Origin of the sequence: Mucilaginibacter phenanthrenivorans, from assembly GCF_024721155.1 — a bacterium.
Classification (GTDB): Bacteria; Bacteroidota; Bacteroidia; order Sphingobacteriales; family Sphingobacteriaceae; genus Mucilaginibacter; species Mucilaginibacter phenanthrenivorans.
Genome location: NZ_JAHVAP010000003.1, coordinates 456825 through 475081, shown reverse-complemented (window position 1 = coordinate 475081; position 18257 = coordinate 456825). Strand labels below are relative to the sequence as shown.

Here is an 18257-nt window from a genome sequence, read left to right as displayed (position 1 = left end):
TTTCCTTTTTTAAATTTATAATTATTAAATTTGATTAATGAGTACGCAATTTATCACTAACGACGAGGGAGAAAAAACAGCAGTTATAATCCCGATAAATGAATATGAAGATTTAATTCATCAACATCATTTAAAATTGGAGCTAACTGATGAATATAAATCGATGATTGATAAAATGCTTCAGCAAGAGGTTGATGGTACCGCAAAATATGTGAGCCTTGACCATGTTAAGCATCGTTTCGGAATTAAGTGAGCTTTGAAATTGTTTTTCCGGGTTGAGGCTGAATGGGATTTGGCCGACATTCAAGATTACTATAACAAAATATCCGAATCTATTACAACCAATTTTCTCAAAGAATTCTTTTATACACTTAAGTTTATTGAGCAATCACCCAAACTATTTCAAGAAAGATATAGAGGTATAAGAATTGCGCCGTTATATCGCTTTCCTTATGGAATACACTATATCGAAAAAAACGGGCAAGTAGTTATTTTCAGGGTACTCCATACTAAACGGTATTTTAGATAAATTTGATACCGAACAAAACCGAATATTGATTGTGATACATTTAACTTTAAAATCTCCAATCAACCAAATGAAAAAAAACCTCATCCTGCTTTTAATCATCAGCGCCTTTATCGCCTGTAAAAGCAAAAATAGTTCCACCGACAAGGATTCTATCATCAATAACACCTATTCAAATAGGCAATCGGCGGAACTGATACAGAAGTTCAAGCCAATTATACAGGGCGTATGGGTTAAAAAGGACTACATAGATAAGGTTGTAGCAACAAAATCGCCGATGACCGCAGCAGACCTGGCAAGCGGGTTAACTACCATGTATATTGAAACGGACAGCTTAAAAGGCGATAGCATGAAGGTTGATGCCGGCTGGAACAACCATGAGGGAAGCGACCTTACCTTAAAATTTAAACCCGGCAAAACCTCAGAAACTATTTTATTGGGCGATTTTGATTTGGGATATAGCATTAAAAACGGCGACACATCTATTGTGCTTTACGGGTATGATAAAGAGAAAAACGAGCACACCACTACCCGGTACGTTAAAGCCTTTAACAAACAAAAAGATCTTGGCGATGGGATGGGTTACCTGATAAATAAGGGACTGATAGCGGGCACCTACAAAATGACCGACAGCATTGGCAAAAGCAGCACAGTGACGTTCACAGCGTTTGGAAAAGTAATCGGCTTTGAAAATCTTAAAACATACTCCATTCAAAACGATCTTGGCGGCGAACCCATGAATAACCTTGACAATATTATGTTTGACATGGACCTGAAAACACGAAAAGATTTTACGTTTAAGTTCAACGCGGATACCTTGAACTTTTACAATACTAAGGCGAATGCAGATTCAAGTGAATTGTTAGTGGATAAGTTGAAGTATAAATTGGTGAGGCAGAAGTAAAGTATTGCAGTTAATGAAATCCTGACAAGCCAACGATAAATTATGCTTTTCAATAATAATTTATAATTTAGTGTCAAATTTACAATTATTACCAAATGCACCGTTATGCTAACTAATAACACCTTTATGCAAAAGGCTGACCGGCTGTTTTGCCTTTCTTTTTTGTTGATATTTTCCTCAAGTGCATTTGCACAGCAGGGCAGAACCGTTGCCGACTTTGACAAAGGCTGGCATTTCCATTTGGGTGATGTTACTGGCGGCGAAAAAGCCAGCCTTAATGATGCCAGCTGGCGGGTGCTCAACCTGCCGCATGACTGGAGCATCGAGGGCAAATTCAGCAAGGACAATCCTGCCACACCTGAAGGTGGCGCCTTACCCGGCGGCTTAGGCTGGTACCGCAAAATATTTACCGTACCGGCAGCTTCAAAAGGCAAACTGGTTTATATCGATTTTGATGGTGTTTACCAGAAAAGTGATGTGTGGATAAATGGTCATCATTTGGGTTTCAGGCCGAATGGTTACATCTCGTTCAGGTACGAGCTTACACCTTATTTAAACTTTGGCGGCGCAAACACCATCGCTGTTAAGGTTGATAACTCTGTGCAGCCAAATTCACGCTGGTATTCAGGTTCGGGTATTTATAGAAATGTGTGGCTGGTTACTACTAATAAAGTTGCTATTGACCATTGGGGTACGTATGTTAATACAACCGATGTAAGCACAAAATCAGCTACCATTAATTTAACAGCTATCGTAAAAAATCATGGCAACGCAGCTGCAATTACGATAAAAACCGGTATTTATGATGCTACAGGTAAAGAGGTTTCAGTCTATGGCGATATTATCGCAAAAGCCCATTTAAAGGATACTACGATTACCTCGGCTCAAAAAATCAATGTAAAAAACCCTGTATTATGGTCGGTTGAGCACCCGTATTTATATAAGGTAGTTACTACAGTGCTGGCAGATAATAAAATTGTCGATACCTATTCAACCCCGATTGGTATTCGCTATTTTAATTTCGACGCAGATAAGGGTTTTACTTTGAACGGCAAACCAATGAAGATATTGGGCGTTTGTGATCACCACGATCTTGGGGCACTTGGGGCTGCGATTAACACACGTGCACTTGAGCGTCAACTTCAAATTTTAAAGGCTATGGGTTGCAATGGTATCCGTACCTCACATAACCCGCCTGCACCTGAACTGCTTGACCTTTGCGACAAAATGGGCTTTATTGTAATGGATGAGGCCTTTGATTGCTGGGAATGGAAAAAGGTTGATTATGATTATCACCTGTTTTTTAAGGAGTGGCACAAACGCGACCTGGAAGATCAGATTTTGCGCGACCGTAACCACCCAAGCGTAATGATCTGGAGTATTGGTAATGAAATCCCACAGCAAAGCGATACCAGCGCCTTAAGAATTGCGCCTGAACTTGCCGCCATTGTTCACAGCCTTGATACAACGCGGCCAATTACGACAGCTAATGACAATCCCGGTAAAAACAATAAGATCATCCAATCAGGCGCTATTGACCTGGTGGGCTATAACTACCATGAGTTTGACTATGCGAAATTTCATGACAGGTACCCTGGCAAGAAATTTATAGCAACCGAAACTACGTCGGGACTGGAAACCAGGGGTCATTATGATATGCCGTCAGACAGCATCAGGGTATGGCCATCGAAGTATGATAAACCTTTTACCGAGGGCAACCCGGATAACACCGTTTCGGCTTATGACAACGTTCGTCCCGGGTGGGGATCAACACATGAGGCTACCTGGAAAGTGATGAAGAAATACGACTTTCTTTCGGGGATGTTTATCTGGACTGGCTTTGACTATTTGGGCGAACCTACACCATATTCATGGCCGTCACGTAGCTCGTTCTTCGGCATTTGCGATCTTGCAGGCTTCCCTAAAGATGTGTACTATATGTACCAATCCGAATGGACCAATAAACCGGTACTGCATATCTTCCCGCACTGGAATTGGCAGCCAGGCAAATTGATTGACGTTTGGGCATTTTACAATAATGCCGACGAAGTGGAACTATTCCTGAACGGTAAATCATTGGGTATTAAAAAGAAGACCGGCGACGACCTGCACATTATGTGGCGGGTAAAATATGAACCAGGTACACTTAAGGCCGTTTCACGTAAGGATGGTAAAGTTGTATTAACCCGCGAGATCCATACTGCCGGGGCCCCTGCCAAAATTGAATTACTGGCCGACCGGAAGAACATAAAAGCTGACGGAAAAGACCTGTCGTTTATAACCGTTAAGATCCTGGATAAGGATGGGAATGTAGTGCCTGATGCCGACAACCTGGTGAACTTTAAAATTAACGGTGAAGGCTTTATTGCAGGTGTTGACAATGGCGATGAGAACAACCATGATTCGTTTAAGGTAGATTACCGCAAGGCATTTAATGGGTTGGCGCTGGCAATTGTGCAAGCCAAACAAAAAGGTGGAAATATCACCTTCACCGCTACCTCAAAAGGCTTACAGTCTGCTACACTATTGATACAAACAAAACCTTAGCCTAGTGTGTAATTTGTGATAGATTAGATTTAAATTAGAAAATATTTTTCTCGCAATTAAACCTTTCATCAATCGTTTGTCTAATAGAACTATAAAGGGAGTGAATATCATGAAAAGATCAATTTATCTGGCGCTGACTGCTCTGATGATTTCAGTGCTATCAGCTTGCTCAAGCTACGATTATTATACCGCCGCCATTAATAAAACCAATTTAAGCAGTTATCATACATTTGCGTGGATGCCGCCTGCTGACAACGGTGCCAAAAAAATGGCGAACAGTGAGGCTGATGCGAAGATCAGGGATGCAGCAACGGCGGCTTTATCCGCCAAAGGGCTTCGTTTGAGTCAAAGAAATCCTGATCTTATCGTTAGTTATACTACATCGGTTGGCCGTGGCGCCAGGACAAATTATTACACGCCCGGCTATTACGGCGGTGGATTTGGAGGATACTATGGTGGCTGGGGCGGCTGGGGATTTGGTTATGGCTTCGGTTTTGGCTGGGGCGGCTATTACAGGCCATACTATAACTATTACGGAGGAGCGTTTGCTTATGGCGGACCAACCTATGCCGAAAAGGAACACTTTAAAGAGGGTACATTGATTATTGATTTGATTGATCCACGCAGTCGTAAAATAGTTTGGCGCGGCTTTGGTGTTGGTGAAGTACATAAAAACCCACAAAAAAATGTTGACGATTTGCCGAAGGTTGTTAACGGCGTAATAGATCAGTTAAAATTAACACCCACTTACGCCAGCAGGTAACAATTAGCTTCGGCTTAAAAATATACCCTAAATAAAAATCCCTCTTGCCTGGTAAGGTTTGAGGGATTTTTATTTAGATATACAAGGTTACTTGTTGCTGCTAAAACTATTTCTTGCCAGGCAACATCAATCAAATATTAGCTTTGCTCCTTGCTAAACTTCAGGGTTACTAATTCCTTGTTGTTGCTTTTGAGGTGTATGATATAAACCCCAACCTTAAGCTTGCTTACATTTTCCTGGATCGGTTGCTGCGCGTCCATACTTGAATAGGTTTGTGTGTATTTAAGGTTACCTAATGAGTCATAAATGTCCATTGTAACCTTGCTGGTGTAGCTTTTATCACTTACTATTTGTAAAACATCCTTAACCGGGTTTGTGTACAATATAAAACCATTTTTAGCTATTCCGTTTACCAGGCCCGGGTTAAACGCTATTGCCACCGTATCAGAATAAACCCTGTTGTTAAACTGGTCGGTTTGAATGAGGCGGTAATAATTTATGCCGATGCCGGGGCTGTTATCAATAGACTGGTAGTTAACATCCGTAGGATTCATTAAAGAAACCAAAGGATCTCCAATGTTTGTAAATACCTTTTTGTCGGTACTTTTTTGTACCTGGTAAAAAATGCTTCCGCGTTGGTTCAACGTGGTCCAATTCAACATAACTTTCTTTATTTCATCAACCTTGCCGGTAAACTTTGTAAACAATGCCGGAACCGGGAGCGGCTCAATTATTAACTTAAATCGTTTAGCGTAGGTATTGTGCTGGCTATTTATGATATTAAACGAGTATGCTTTACTATTAATAACCGTTTTCGTATTCAGCAAACTATCAAAAAGTGTTACCTTATAATTTTTCATTAAGGTGCTTGTGTAGGATAGCTGAATGGTATACGCGGTATCGAGATTACCTGTAACATACAACGGTACAATTGTTTTCTTCCCGGTAAACGGGCGTTTGTCAATCGCTAAATACTGGCCATCGTCCGAAAGGCTTGAAAGAGTAAGATTGTCGCCCTCAAAATGGACTGCATCGTCAGCATCTGCTATGGCTTTGGTGCTGTCTCTGAAAACCATGCCTATTTCGTCACTATTTGCAGCATCTTTAGAAAGCTTGAGTCTTAATATTGGGGGCTCCGGAGCTGCTGCTACTGGTTCGGATACGCTTAGATTTCTAAATGTATTATTATTTGTACTAGTACTTTTCATGCTCTCAGTAATGGTGAGAATATGATAGGTAGTTGTTGGATTAGCCGCCTGCACAAAAAATCCCTGGCCCGGAAGCACCGAACTATTTGCTCCATTAGGCGATGCAGTAGGATTAGTGGCATCCCAAATGGCATATTGTGCAGATGAAGACGGTTTCCATACCCATACTTTCCTGGTGGTAAAATACACACTCGTAGCGCCTTCTTTGGAGGATGCCAGCAATGCATTTGCATCAAGCGTAGCTGCATAAGGGTTTGCTATAAGATAATAGGCGCTGCTGGTTCCGGTTACCATATTGGTAGAAACGTTCCCCTGGTTTGGAATGCCGGTATAAGTATACGTTACACCTTCGGGTATTGCATATGAGCCGCCGCCATCAGCTTTATTTGTTTTTGAACCAAATGGATCAGCAGTTGTAGCGCCGGTAATATGGGTCCTGTCGCCCCTGAAATACATAAAGAAACCAGATCCAGTTGCTATCACCTGGCTTGCGCTCAAGGTTCCTAAAAATGTATAATTATTAGTGGCAGAGTTATATGTTCTGATGGTTGAGCCAAAATTCCACGAGTTGTCAAAATTATTAGTGGAACCGCTGAAACCTGTGATTATAAATGAGGTTTTATAGTTGAGGAATTTATAAGTACCATTTGTGGCGCTATAAGTGGTCGTATTATCATAAACGGGCGAAGCCATTGAACGATAATTGCGCCAGCCAGCCCCTCCTGTGTAATACACCTCGTATTTAATATTCCCCTTAATGGTATAAGGCGAGGGGATGGTTTCTATTTCTGCGTAATTTAGCGTATTGGTTGTTGTATTAGCTTTCAACGTTAGTGCTCCATTGTTGGTATTATCAATTAACAAGTTGCCCTGGGTAAGTTTAAGCAGGTTATAAATTTCAACCGGCCCTCCTGTTAAAGTTATTGTTCCCGGACCAGCATTGGTATTACTAATGGTCATGTTACTCATTTGAGCTGTGGTGGCGACGTTGGCGGTTGATTTGTAAGTTTGGCTTGCCAAACTCCCGTTCCAGTTTACAACGCCTGTTGAGCTGTTAAGATTTCCCGAAGTGATACCTGTCAAAATAGTCGCATCCAGGATCCCCTTTCCACCTGTTGTAACTTCGTTAATGATATTACACCCCACGTTAAGGGTCTGCCCGTTTAAATCTATTGATGCACCATCAGCAATGGTTAGCCCATATATACTAGCAGAAGCTGTTAATTTTGGATAAACACCGGTACCAACAGCGGGTATCACCAGCGAGGTTTTACCGGTCGAAAGATCAGGCGCGCCAAGATCCCAGTTAGCAGCAGTTGTTAAGCCGGTGCCCGAAGCTCCCGTCCAGGTGCAGATTACCGCTCCTGCATTTAATGTTTGTGCATTGGTTAAGTTTGTAGCTACAGCGGTGCAAACGGTAAAGGTTTTTGGATTTTTTTGATTATAATATTCAGCCTGGATCCAATCGGCAGACTTGGCGATATTCGACACGCGAACCTCATCCATTACTCCGCTAAAAAACCAAGCATCGTCGTAACCCCCATTTGCTGCCCCTGTTCCATGATCCAGTCCCATTGTAAGATAATTACCAGCTTCCGGTGGTGAATTTGTGCCACTAGTACCAGCTTTGAATGCCCCTCCCGTTGCGTAGATTCCGTTCAGATAGTTCATAAACGCCGAGCCATTGAATTCGCCCTGCACGTACGACCATGTATTAGGTGTTACAGGTGTGCCTGCATCCCATACATTACCCGGGCTTGGGTTGGCTGTTGTCCGGGTTTCTGTTTCAATGGTACTGTTTCGTACGCTTAATTTATATCCATGGCTATAATCAAGCTGATCTGACACCAGTTTATTGTCACTTGTTGATGTTCCGGTATAGGTTACCCAGGCAGATACAGTAAATTGGCCTGTGCAGTCGGGAAACGTGCCCGTATTTTGAATAATGCTTGTGTTCGTTCCGTTAAAGGTATAAGCTCCGCCCGTTGTAGGGATGCCTGCCGCCACGTGTATTTCGTCATTTGTTACTGCAGTATGTGCTTGTACTGCATTCCTCGCGTGCAATGTAGCATCCAATACAGTAGCTGTTGCCGACCCCTCACTAAAATGGTAAACCGCTAAATAGTCGCTTGGCCATGTTGAAGCAGCAAATGCAGCCGAATGGGATGGGCTTGCCGAACCAAAATAAAAGGTAAGTGTTTTATCTGCTTTTGTTAATGCAGGCACTTGCACCCAGGCCAGTAAAATTCCGTTTACCGAATCATAGGTATCAACCTGGTAGTAAAGTTCCGTAGTAAGACCTGTTTCGGTAAACGCAAAATCGTAATTTGTTCCAGCCGTTGCGCCACCGCCATTACCGGTTGGAAACTGAACCTTGTCGCCGCAAACCTTTCCTATTTTTAATGAATCACTTTGTATATAAACCAGGGCCGGAAATGTCGTTAAAGACGCGCCGGTGCTAACACCGGTACTCGACATTTTCAAAGTGATAGGGATACTAAAACCATAACTGCCTGTTGTAATGCTGGGCTGGGCAGGCTTTACCAGGAACGTTACGCTACTGGTTACGCTATTGGTGCCTCCTAAAAAATAGTTAAACGTAGCTTTTGCTGTTAACGTGTGTACGCCATAAGATAATCCGGTAGTTGAAATGCTCTTGCTACCTACAGTACCAGCCATGGTTGCTGTAACCCCGGTGCCGCCATCTACCGAAAAAGTCATAGTAGAAAATGTATAACCAAAGGTTGCAGTTTCTTGCGCTGTTGCAGTAAACGAGGAGCCTATCGTAAAAATAATATCAGCAGATGGAGAAGTTATACTAACCGTGTTTTGCGCATAGCTTTTGCTATTAAATACGAATAAGATAAGTATCAGCGCACAAAAAAACCTTGATAAGTTATTATAGCGGCGTGAAGGGTTTTCCATTATTTAAGTTTCAAAACAATTAAGTAGCCCTTTTACGGAGAAACCCCGCGAACAGTTACGTAATTAAATTAAACTTTAAATAGCGGTAATTTGAAAAAGATCAGGCGCTTACAAATAATTTATGCCTGCATTTTTAAGGCGTTTTTTTGCTTTTTATGGAGGTGTATTGCAGCAAAAACCAGGGCTATAACTGACAAAACAATTACCCATGTATCAAGCGGGCATGGTTCGTCCGGCCCTGCAGTGGTATCACCGCAATCGCCTTGCCCAGGACCGCCTGGTTGTGCAAATGTTACCAGCGCACACAACATAAACAGAACTGTTAAAAAAAATTTACTCCAAAAAGCTGTATAGAATAATTTGCTCCTCAACATTAGTTTTGTTCCTTATTGAATTTCAAAGTTACCAATTCTTTTCCATTGCTGGCGAGATGAATAATATAAACCCCCAGTTGAAGGTTACTCACGTTTTGTTGTAATGGTAATTGTGCATTAATGCCCTGGTACGCTTGTGTGAATTTCAGGTTCCCCTGCGAATCGTATATAGTCATGTTCACCTTGTCTTTATAATCCTTGTCGCTAACTATCGACAGCACGTCTTTTACTGCGTTTGGATACAGTAAAAATCCATTTTTTTCATGCCCTGCCAACATCCCCGGGTTATAACCTATTTTTACGGTATCCGAGTATACAATGTTGCCAAACAAATCAGTTTGAGCCAGCCGGTAGTAATTTGCGCCAATGGCCGGGTTGTTGTCTATGGTTTGGTATTCGATATCTGAATTATTAACTGATGAATTTAAAGGTTGCCCAATATTGGCAAAAATCTTTTTATCAGTGCTTCGCTGTACCTGGTAGGTAATGTTGCTCCGATCGCTGGTACTATTCCAGTTTAGTAACACCTTTTTCGATTCGTTAAGTTTTCCAGTGAATTTTGTAAACAATACACCGGCAGGTTCAGGCTCAATTATCAGCTTAAATCGCTTGCCGTAAGTTGATGCCTGGGCGTTTACTATCTGAAATGAATATGCATTTTTACTAATAATACTGTTGGTGTTTAACAGACTGTCATAAAGGGTGATCTTATAATTCTTCATCAAATCACTTTTATAAGACAACTGTAGGCTGTAGGTGCTATCAACCTCTGCAGTGACATATAGGGGCACCTCTGTTTTGCTGCCCGTAAAAGGCCTTACGTCAATAGCTAAGTATTTATTATCTGCCGAAAGGCTGGAAAGGGTAAGATTATTACCATCAAAATGGACCGCATCATTCCCATCGGCTATTGCCTTAGTGCTGTCACGAAACACCATTCCTATTTCATCACTTGTAGTGGTGTTTTTATAGAGCTGCAACCGTAATACAGGTGGCTCCTGCTTTGTGGCTGCAATTGCATTTAAATTTCTAACTGCATTCAGGTTATTGCCTGTGCTTTTCATCGTTTCATCTATGGTAAGTATGTTAGATGATCCCCCGATGCCAAAAAACCCCGTATTTGTTGCAGCCTGAACAAAGAATCCCTGCCCGGGGACAATATACTCCTTAGCGCCATTCGTAGAGGCTGAGGGGGTAACTGAGTTGTAAATCGCGTATTGGGCAGTAGCTCCTGGTTTCCAGGTCCATATAGAGGTGTTTATATAATTTGTCGGAAACAATCCCAAATAATTATAAGCAGTTGAATTGATAACGGCATTAGCATCAAGCGTAGCGGCGTATGGATTGGCAATAAAGTAATAATTGTTATCAGTAGTGCCAAATGTAGTTGAAACACTTCCCTGGTTCGGAATACCGGTATAGGTGTAGGTAACAGCTTCAGGTGTAGCGTATGAACCACCTCCATCTGCCTTATTTGTTTTGGAACCGAATGGATCCAGCGTTGTTGCACCGGCGATATGCGTCCTATCGCCTCTAAAAAACATATAAAATCCCTTACCTGTGGCAATTGTTGTAGAAGTAAGACTAGTTATAAAGGTATAGTCGTTGGTCGCCGAATTATACGTTCTAAGCGTTGCCCCATGATTATAAGATTCGTCGAAGCCATTTGTAGTACCGCCCGAGCCAGTTACAATAAAGCTGTTTTTTAAATTTGAATATTTATAGGTGCCGTTTGCCGAAGTGTAAGTGGTTGTATTATCGTAAACCGGCGAAGCCATCGACCGGTAATTACGAAAGCCCGAACCTCCTGTAAAATAGACCTGGTAATTGATATTTCCCTGGATGGTTGAGCCATCGGTTATTGAAGCAATTTGGGCATAGTTTAACGGTGCTGCACTTGTTCCGGTAAGCAAAGTAAGACTGGCCGCAGAGTTGATGGATAGAATTGTCGGGCCGCTCACCCCCAGGATACTATAAGGCGAAACACTAAATTTTCCGGTTGAAATTGTGGCCGTGCCCCCACCCGTAATATTCAGGTTGCCGAATGCCACAGTGGCCGATGTATTTAAGTTGGCTATAGTATTACCACCTGTATTGAATGTAACCGTATTTTGATTGGCAGTTGCTGTAGTATTTACCGAGAACGTTCCTCCGGTATTATTTGTAAAATCTCCGCCAATAGTTAATGTTCCCTTACCAGCAAGAGAGGCCCCTGCACTTGCAAGTACCGTAACATCGTCCTTTACCGTTAAAACATCTGTTGCATTCGTTAATGTAACGCTTGCTCCCAAATTTGTAGTATGTGTTAAATTGGTGCCATACACCAACCTGTATATTGTTGGGCTATAGCCGGTAATAATGGGGTTCTGACCGCCATTGCTGCTATACGGCGCAACGCCAATATAAACTACATCGGTAGCTGTAGGAACCCGGTTAGCGTTTTGATATCCTCCTGATCCGTTAGCTACCTCCCACGGGCCGTTAGTGCTGCTGCTCCAGGTGGTAGTATTATCGCCATACCAATACATTCCGCCATAGGCATTGTACGTTGTTCCGCTGCCTGAAACTGAAACTGATGGGCTATTACCGAAAAATCCGGCACTGGTTGCTCCGAATGTAAAGGTTGTTGGGACTGTGTTCCCGGTAAATACTGCTTTTGGTAAAACCAGAAAATAGTAATATGTACTGGCTGTATAAGTGCGGTTTACATTGAATTGGTAATTGGAACCGCTTACATTGGCAGAATACGTGTGATTAACGGTAGAGGGATAAGTACTGCCCGCTGTTTCGTATAACGTTGCCGTTCCCGATGGAAAGTAATTATTTAAATTCGCATTATTTGTGGTTACAAACAAGTTACTGATAGTAGCTGATGTTCCTGTTCCGGAAGCAACAACTTTAAACCCTACTACTACCGTATTTAGCTGCCCGTCGAATATGGTAAACGGTGTGGTAATGCCGCTTGCCGAAGTATTAAGTTGAGTTACAGTAAATGTAATTGCGCTAAAGCTATTATTAGTTGTAAAAACAACAATAAAAAAAACAAAGAGTACAATTTTAAGTAACCGTGTTTTCACTATTCTAAATTAATTAGGGTCAAAAAGCAAGTTCAATGCAACCTGATGCATACTGTAACAGTCACATAGCCAGCGCAATTCGCGCAAGGTAACAATTTTGTTACAATATTTAAAAAACTTCAGGTGGAATACATTTTTTTATTTTTTACCATAAAAAGCAATCATTACTAGCGCGTTTGAAGCAGTGCTTTATTTCACAAGTATAAGACCGACAGTTAACAAAAAGTGTTGTGCCAATCCTGCCCTTACTTTTTAATAAACTTAATCACAACAATTTCCTTGCTGTCATTATCTATGCGAGCCGTATAAACCCCCATTTTCAAATTGCTTATGTTTTCCTGTATAGGCACCTGCGCGTTCATTCCCGTAAATGATTGCGAAGCCTGCAATTTCCCAAGGTTATCATATATTCGAAATTTCACAGTTCCCTGGTAGGTTTTATCGCCCACTATAGATACCACATCAGTCACGGCATTTGGATATAAAATAAATCCATTTTTCGCTATCCCATTTAACAACCCGGGGTTGTTTGCTATAGTTATCGTGTCTGAGTATATATTAGTGTTAAAGGCATCGGTTTGCACCAGGCGATAGTAATTCAATCCAATTGCCGGGCTACTGTCTACAGTTTGATAGTTGATATTTGAACTGCCCGTTAAGGAGGTACCAATGTTGACAAAAGTTTTATTATCAACGCTTTTTTGCACCTGGTAAGTGATGCTTGCGCGATCGGTCCCACCATTCCAATTTAGCAGCACCTTTTTCAAATTATCAAGCTGCCCGGCAAATTTTGTAAATAACGCTGGTGCAGGCAACGCTTCAACAATAAGTTTAAATCGTTTGGCATACGTATTTTGCTGTCCCGAGGCTATGTTAAATGAGTAAGTAGTATTGGTTATATCTGTTGTAGTATTGAGTAAACTATCCTGTAAGCTTACCTTATAATAACTCATGGCGGGATTTTTATAAGACAGCTTTAACGTGTAGGTCGTGTCCTGCGCAGGCGTTATGTATAGCGGCATCGTTGTTTTCTTCCCGGTAAAAGGTCTTACGTCAATAGCCAGGTACTCGTTATCGGTAGTTAATGATGAAAGCGTAAGGTTTGTTCCCTCAAGGTGAGTGGCGTCGTTATAATCCAGCGTAGCCTTTGAACTGTCGCTAAATTCAACGGCAATTTCATCGGATAAAACTGAATCCTTAGCAAACTTCAATCGAAATATTGGTGGGGCCACAGTAGTCAATGGCTCGGAAGCACTCAACATACGTGCAGCATTTAAGTTGTTTGCAACACTTTTCATGCTTTCTGTAAGCGTTAAAACGTGGGTTGTAGCTGAGGTAGTAGCAGCCTGGATGAAAAAGCCCTGGCCAGGTACTATGTACCGTTTGCCCCCATTTACAATTAAAGCCGCATTTGTGGAGTTATAAACCGCGTAATTGCCCAAACTTGGGTTCCAAATCCAGGTGCTGGTTTTAATTGGGCCCGCGCTGAAAATAGCATTTGCGTCTAAAGTCGCCGCATATGGGTTGGCCAAAAAGTAAAACTTTGTATCGGTTGTGGCAAAGGCGGGGACTGAGGTAACATTACCCTGGTTGGGAACGCCGGTATAGGTATACATTACGGCATCCGCAGCAGCGTAAGATCCGCCCCCGTCAACCTTGTTTGTTTTTGAGCCAAACGGGTCCGCAGCTGTAGCTATACCTGCAGGCGTGCGGCTCCCCCTAAAATACATGTAAAAAGCAGAACCAGTTGCAACTGTTGGAGCGGTGTTAAGGCTTGTTATAAAAGTGTAAACGTTGGTAGCTGCATTATAGATCCTGAGTGTTGGTCCGTTATTAGATGATTTATCAAACCCGTTTGTAGAACCACCTGATCCGGTAATAATGAAGCCGCCTGTGCCTTTAAGGCTCGCAAGCGAGTAGGTTCCGTTTGTTGAACTATATGTTGTAGTATTATTGTAAACGGGCGGCGCCATTGAGCGATAGTTGCGGACACCTGTAAAATATACCTGGTAATTTATGGACCCACTTATGGTATAGCCGGACGTTATAGGACCTATCTGGGCATAATTTAAATTACTTGATGCATTGCCTTTTAATGTTAGTGCGCCGTTGTTTGTATTATCAATTATTAAATTTCCCTGGGTTAAGGTTAGTAAATTGGATATTTCAACCGGCCCCCCGGTAATGGTTACCGTTCCGCCCGCAGTATTGGCAATGGTCATATTGCCTATTGCCGCTGTACTTGCAGTATTAGAACCGGTATAGCTTTGTGCGGATAGCTTTCCGTTCCAGGTTATGCCGGATGCCGTACTGCTGCCATCGAGAATACCCGTTCCGCCTGTAGTTGAATTATTATAAATGTTACAACCTATGCTTAGCGTTTGCCCGCCAAGATTAAATGTGGCGCCATTACTTAGCGTTAATGAATATGCACTTAAAGCGGCGGTAAGTGTTGGTTTTGTAGTAACGTTTGGGATAGATAAACTGGAGTAGGTTGCCGGAGGCACCTGGTTGGTAACCCCCATTGTTGTATTGTTCCAATTATTGGCAGCAGTTGGGCTGGTGCTTGTTCCGCCGGTCCAGGTATAAATAACGCTTCCCGGAGCGTAGCCGGCTGTAAAATTAGTCTGGCTCCATTCGTTAGCAGCAATTGACGAAATAAACGGAGCCGTGCCTGTTGATGATGGGTTTAACTGGTTGTTATATTCAGTTAGCAGCCAATCGCTTGTTTTGGCAACGTTAGAAGTTCTTACTTCGTCTATCATTCCGTTAAAGTAGAGGATGTTACCACCTTCCCCAACTCCTATGCTGAACGGCAATGTAGTACTGGGGGTGTTGGTTGTTAAGGCAATGCTGCTGTTTAAAATGCCATTAACATAGGTGCTGAGTGTTGCCCCGTTGTATACCGATTGAACATAATACCAGTTATTTACAGATATTGGCGTACTTGTACTTGAGTTCGAGCCACGTGTAGTCGAGTTGCTGCCAGCTTCAGCTTCTAAAAGGCTGTTGTAAAACCCAAGCTTATAGCCAATATATGATGTGTTTTGATTACTCATTATCTTTTCATCAGGCAATGAGCTAGGGTTAACCCAGGCCGACAACGTGAACGTGCTGGCAAAATTAAGCGTTCCCGCCGTTGATATTTTTTGTGCGCCGGCAAAGGTATAGGCATTGCTTATCTGGCCTGCAACAAGCGTACTGGTAACGGCATTTGCCGTTATTGCAGTAGCGTTCCTGACATTTGTCGTAGCGTCTTTAATTGCACCGGTTGCTGAACTGAAGGCGCTTTCGTTAAAGTGATATACGCCCTGGTAGTCGCTGCTCCAGGTACTGGTAGTAGCGGGATGTGAGGCAGGGGCATTTGATCCAAAATAATAATATATGGCTGTACCCGTCCCCGACGCGCTCAAAGTGGGTATCTGCACCCAAACCAAAAGGGTATTGGTTGAGCTGTCATAATTATCAATTTGATAGGGCAGTTCTGCTGTTTGTCCGGTGGTTGCATCAGTAAATGCCAGGTCGGCCAGCGTAGTTGATTGTATTTTATTGGTACAGCTATTGGCGGTATAAACCAGGTCGGGATCAACTATTTTTAGCAATACCGGGAAACTGGTGAGGTTGGCAGCACCTGATATTTTTGTTCTGTCTAAAAGAATTTTTTTTCTGAAAACATAGGTGGAGTACCAACTGGCAGACCCAACTATTACCGTTTGTGTAATTGTTGAGGAGCATCCGTTTGCATTACTTACTGTTAGCGTAATGGTTTTTACTCCTGCGGTGCTCCACGAAACAGAAAATGGCCCCTGCCCGGTACCTGTGGTGGGAGTGCCGCTATTAAAGTTCCAGGCGTAGGTCAACGTAGGGTCATAAGTACTGGTGAGTGTAACAGTAGCGTTTACGCCTGTATTAACGGTTGATGTGGCCGTAAACGTTGCTGCAGGTGTGGTATAAAATGTAGGCGTAACCGTAGCTGTTGAACTACAACCGCCCGGGCCGCCTGTTACAGTAAGGGTATAATTACCCGCAACCGCATTTGTAAAAGTAGGGTTTTGGCCCGTAGCGGCAGCGCCGTTTGGATCGGTCCAGTTGTACGTTGCACCGGTTATTAGCGGACTGTAAATTGTTAACGACGAACCAGGGCAAACCGGGGCATAAGCCCCGATCTGGTTTATATCATTTATTGTAGTTATTCCCGTTGTTGATAAATCGGTGCTGTATACCGAAACGTCATCAATTGTTCCCTTAAAATAGGCACTTGTTACGCCCGTTCCTGATGGCCACCCGCTAAGGTTATTCCCACCTATTTCCCAATAGCCTGTTACCGATTCTGCAGCTGTATAGAGTGGATTAGAATCCTGCAATACATTATCTACATATAGTTTCATCCCCGCGCTGGAAAGTGTGCCAACCACGTGGTGCCAGGTGCCATCGTTATATGAGTTTGTTGTAGTAAGTGTATGTGTAGCGCCAGAATAAACACCAAAATATAACTGGCCTGAATTAACCATATAAATATGCCTGTCAAACTGGCCGCCACCATTTTGAGCCCCCGAAAACCCGATTAATCTTCCGCCCGTTGTGGTTGTTGTATTAAACCACAGGCTTATTGTAAAAACCTGCGGACTTACAAACGGAGTTGTGGTTTCAATAAATTGGGTTGTGCCATTAAAAGTATATGCGCTGTTTGCAGCGCCATACCTGTCTGTTGTTAGTGTAGGTGCGTTTTGCGGGATCCCGTCATTTTGATTTCCCGATATGTCCTTAGTATTGCCTGTAAAAGGGTAGGAAAACGAGGCATTGGCTACCGGCGATGAAACGATAGGATTGATGGTAACAGTGGTATTAGACGAAGTAATACTTGTTGAGCCTTGCGTATAGATTGCGTAATATGATCCGCTTACAATTGGTGAAAAGCTGGTGCCCGTACCCAATACAGGATCGGGTGTTATGGTGCTTGATGAGTTATACCAGCTATAGGTACCGCCGGAGGGTGTGCCGCCCGATGCTGTAAGGGTTACCGACCCGGCCCCGCAGCCGGGGTTTCCTGCGGCACTAACGCTAATGGTAAGGGCAGCACTTTTAATATCATCTGCCCTTATCCCCGCAGTGCCAAAGCCCGTAATCTTAATTTCATCAATGCTGTAAAAGCTGGAATTTGTTGAAAAATCAAAAAGCACTTTGGTGGTACTACCGACAGATTTTGTGACAGGCGAGCCAATAGCTACTCCATTTGCGTATGCCTGCACCGAGACGTTCGAAGTTCCGGATACTGTGAGCAAGTTAATAGATACTAATTGAAACTCTCCTCCCGGTGTGGGCAATGAAGTTGCCGAATTTGTGGTTGTTGCTCCTGTAGCCGCACTCATGATATATGCTGCGTTTACTGACAGACTTGTGCTCGAACGGTCAAATGATATCATCCCATCATTGAAGGCGAAGGGATATGAGTATGAAGAGACATAAAGAGATGCTCCCCCCGGAGTACTTACGGTTCCCTGCGTTACAAATTCATATCCCAGGCCCATGTCCTGTGTTGCCGTTCCTGATGCAGGAACATAGCATGAAAAACCGGCATATCCGTACACTAGCTGGTAATTTCCCTGGTATTGGAATGTAACCGTTCCTGGTGTGGGCGTTTGGGCAAATGCTGTTGTGAAACAGACAAAACAAAATAAAAAAAGAACGAAGATTCTTAGTAAGCGTTTTTCCAATGTTTTAAATTAATTGAGGCCCTAAACGCAAATGTAACGTAATGAAATAGTTACTTAACTTATGTAATTATCAACAAGCTAACATTGCTAATTGTAAATTTTTCAATGAATTAACCATTAATATATAAATTCCTTATTTTTTTCGTTTGGAGCACTTCGTATTGAGTATACGTTAAATTCAGGACGTTGGATTTATGACGAATGGCATTTATTTTTCGA

General features: G+C 42.6%; 9 protein-coding genes. 5 read left to right on the top strand and 4 right to left on the bottom strand.

What is annotated here, in order from left to right; translation table 11 throughout:
* The first annotated feature begins 37 nt into the window (after positions 1-37).
* The 5 genes from KXD93_RS08570 to KXD93_RS08555 all read left to right on the top strand — a co-directional run bounded on the left by KXD93_RS08570 (position 38) and on the right by KXD93_RS08555 (position 4740).
* A complete protein-coding gene (locus tag KXD93_RS08570) occupies positions 38-253 on the top strand; it encodes a hypothetical protein (RefSeq protein ID WP_258136605.1) in 216 nt (71 codons plus the stop codon).
* Between the two features lie 3 nt (positions 254-256).
* The gene (locus KXD93_RS30615) at positions 257-529 is read left to right on the top strand and encodes a type II toxin-antitoxin system RelE/ParE family toxin (RefSeq protein WP_373417351.1); all 273 of its coding nucleotides are present in this window, start codon (positions 257-259) and stop codon (positions 527-529) included.
* Positions 530-596: 67 nt separating this feature from the next.
* Positions 597-1430 (top strand): hypothetical protein, encoded by an 834-nt coding sequence (locus KXD93_RS08565; protein WP_258136604.1) that lies wholly within the window; start codon positions 597-599, stop codon positions 1428-1430.
* A 105-nt stretch (positions 1431-1535) separates the two neighbouring features.
* On the top strand, positions 1536-3977 hold the full coding sequence (gene galB / locus KXD93_RS08560) for a beta-galactosidase GalB (protein ID WP_258136603.1): 2442 nt from the start codon (positions 1536-1538) through the stop codon (positions 3975-3977).
* A gap of 109 nt (positions 3978-4086) precedes the next feature.
* Positions 4087-4740: a DUF4136 domain-containing protein gene (locus KXD93_RS08555; RefSeq protein ID WP_258136602.1), complete on the top strand. Its 654-nt coding sequence runs from the start codon at positions 4087-4089 to the stop codon at positions 4738-4740.
* Positions 4741-4877: 137 nt separating this feature from the next.
* Here KXD93_RS08555 and KXD93_RS08550 read toward each other — a convergent pair whose 3' ends face one another.
* The 4 genes from KXD93_RS08550 to KXD93_RS08535 all read right to left on the bottom strand — a co-directional run bounded on the left by KXD93_RS08550 (position 4878) and on the right by KXD93_RS08535 (position 18038).
* Complete coding sequence (locus KXD93_RS08550; RefSeq protein WP_258136601.1) at positions 4878-8873, bottom strand: DUF8693 domain-containing protein; 3996 nt, start codon at positions 8871-8873, stop codon at positions 4878-4880.
* A gap of 119 nt (positions 8874-8992) precedes the next feature.
* Entirely contained in the window at positions 8993-9247 is a 255-nt protein-coding gene (locus KXD93_RS08545; RefSeq protein ID WP_506546842.1) for an Fjoh_0651 family PID-CTERM protein, read from the bottom strand.
* Complete coding sequence (locus KXD93_RS08540) at positions 9247-12324, bottom strand: DUF8693 domain-containing protein (protein WP_258136599.1); 3078 nt, start codon at positions 12322-12324, stop codon at positions 9247-9249. Before KXD93_RS08540 ends, KXD93_RS08545 begins: the two co-directional genes overlap by 1 nt.
* A gap of 245 nt (positions 12325-12569) precedes the next feature.
* Complete coding sequence (locus KXD93_RS08535) at positions 12570-18038, bottom strand: DUF2341 domain-containing protein (protein ID WP_258136598.1); 5469 nt, start codon at positions 18036-18038, stop codon at positions 12570-12572.
* Between the last annotated feature and the right edge of the window lie 219 nt (positions 18039-18257).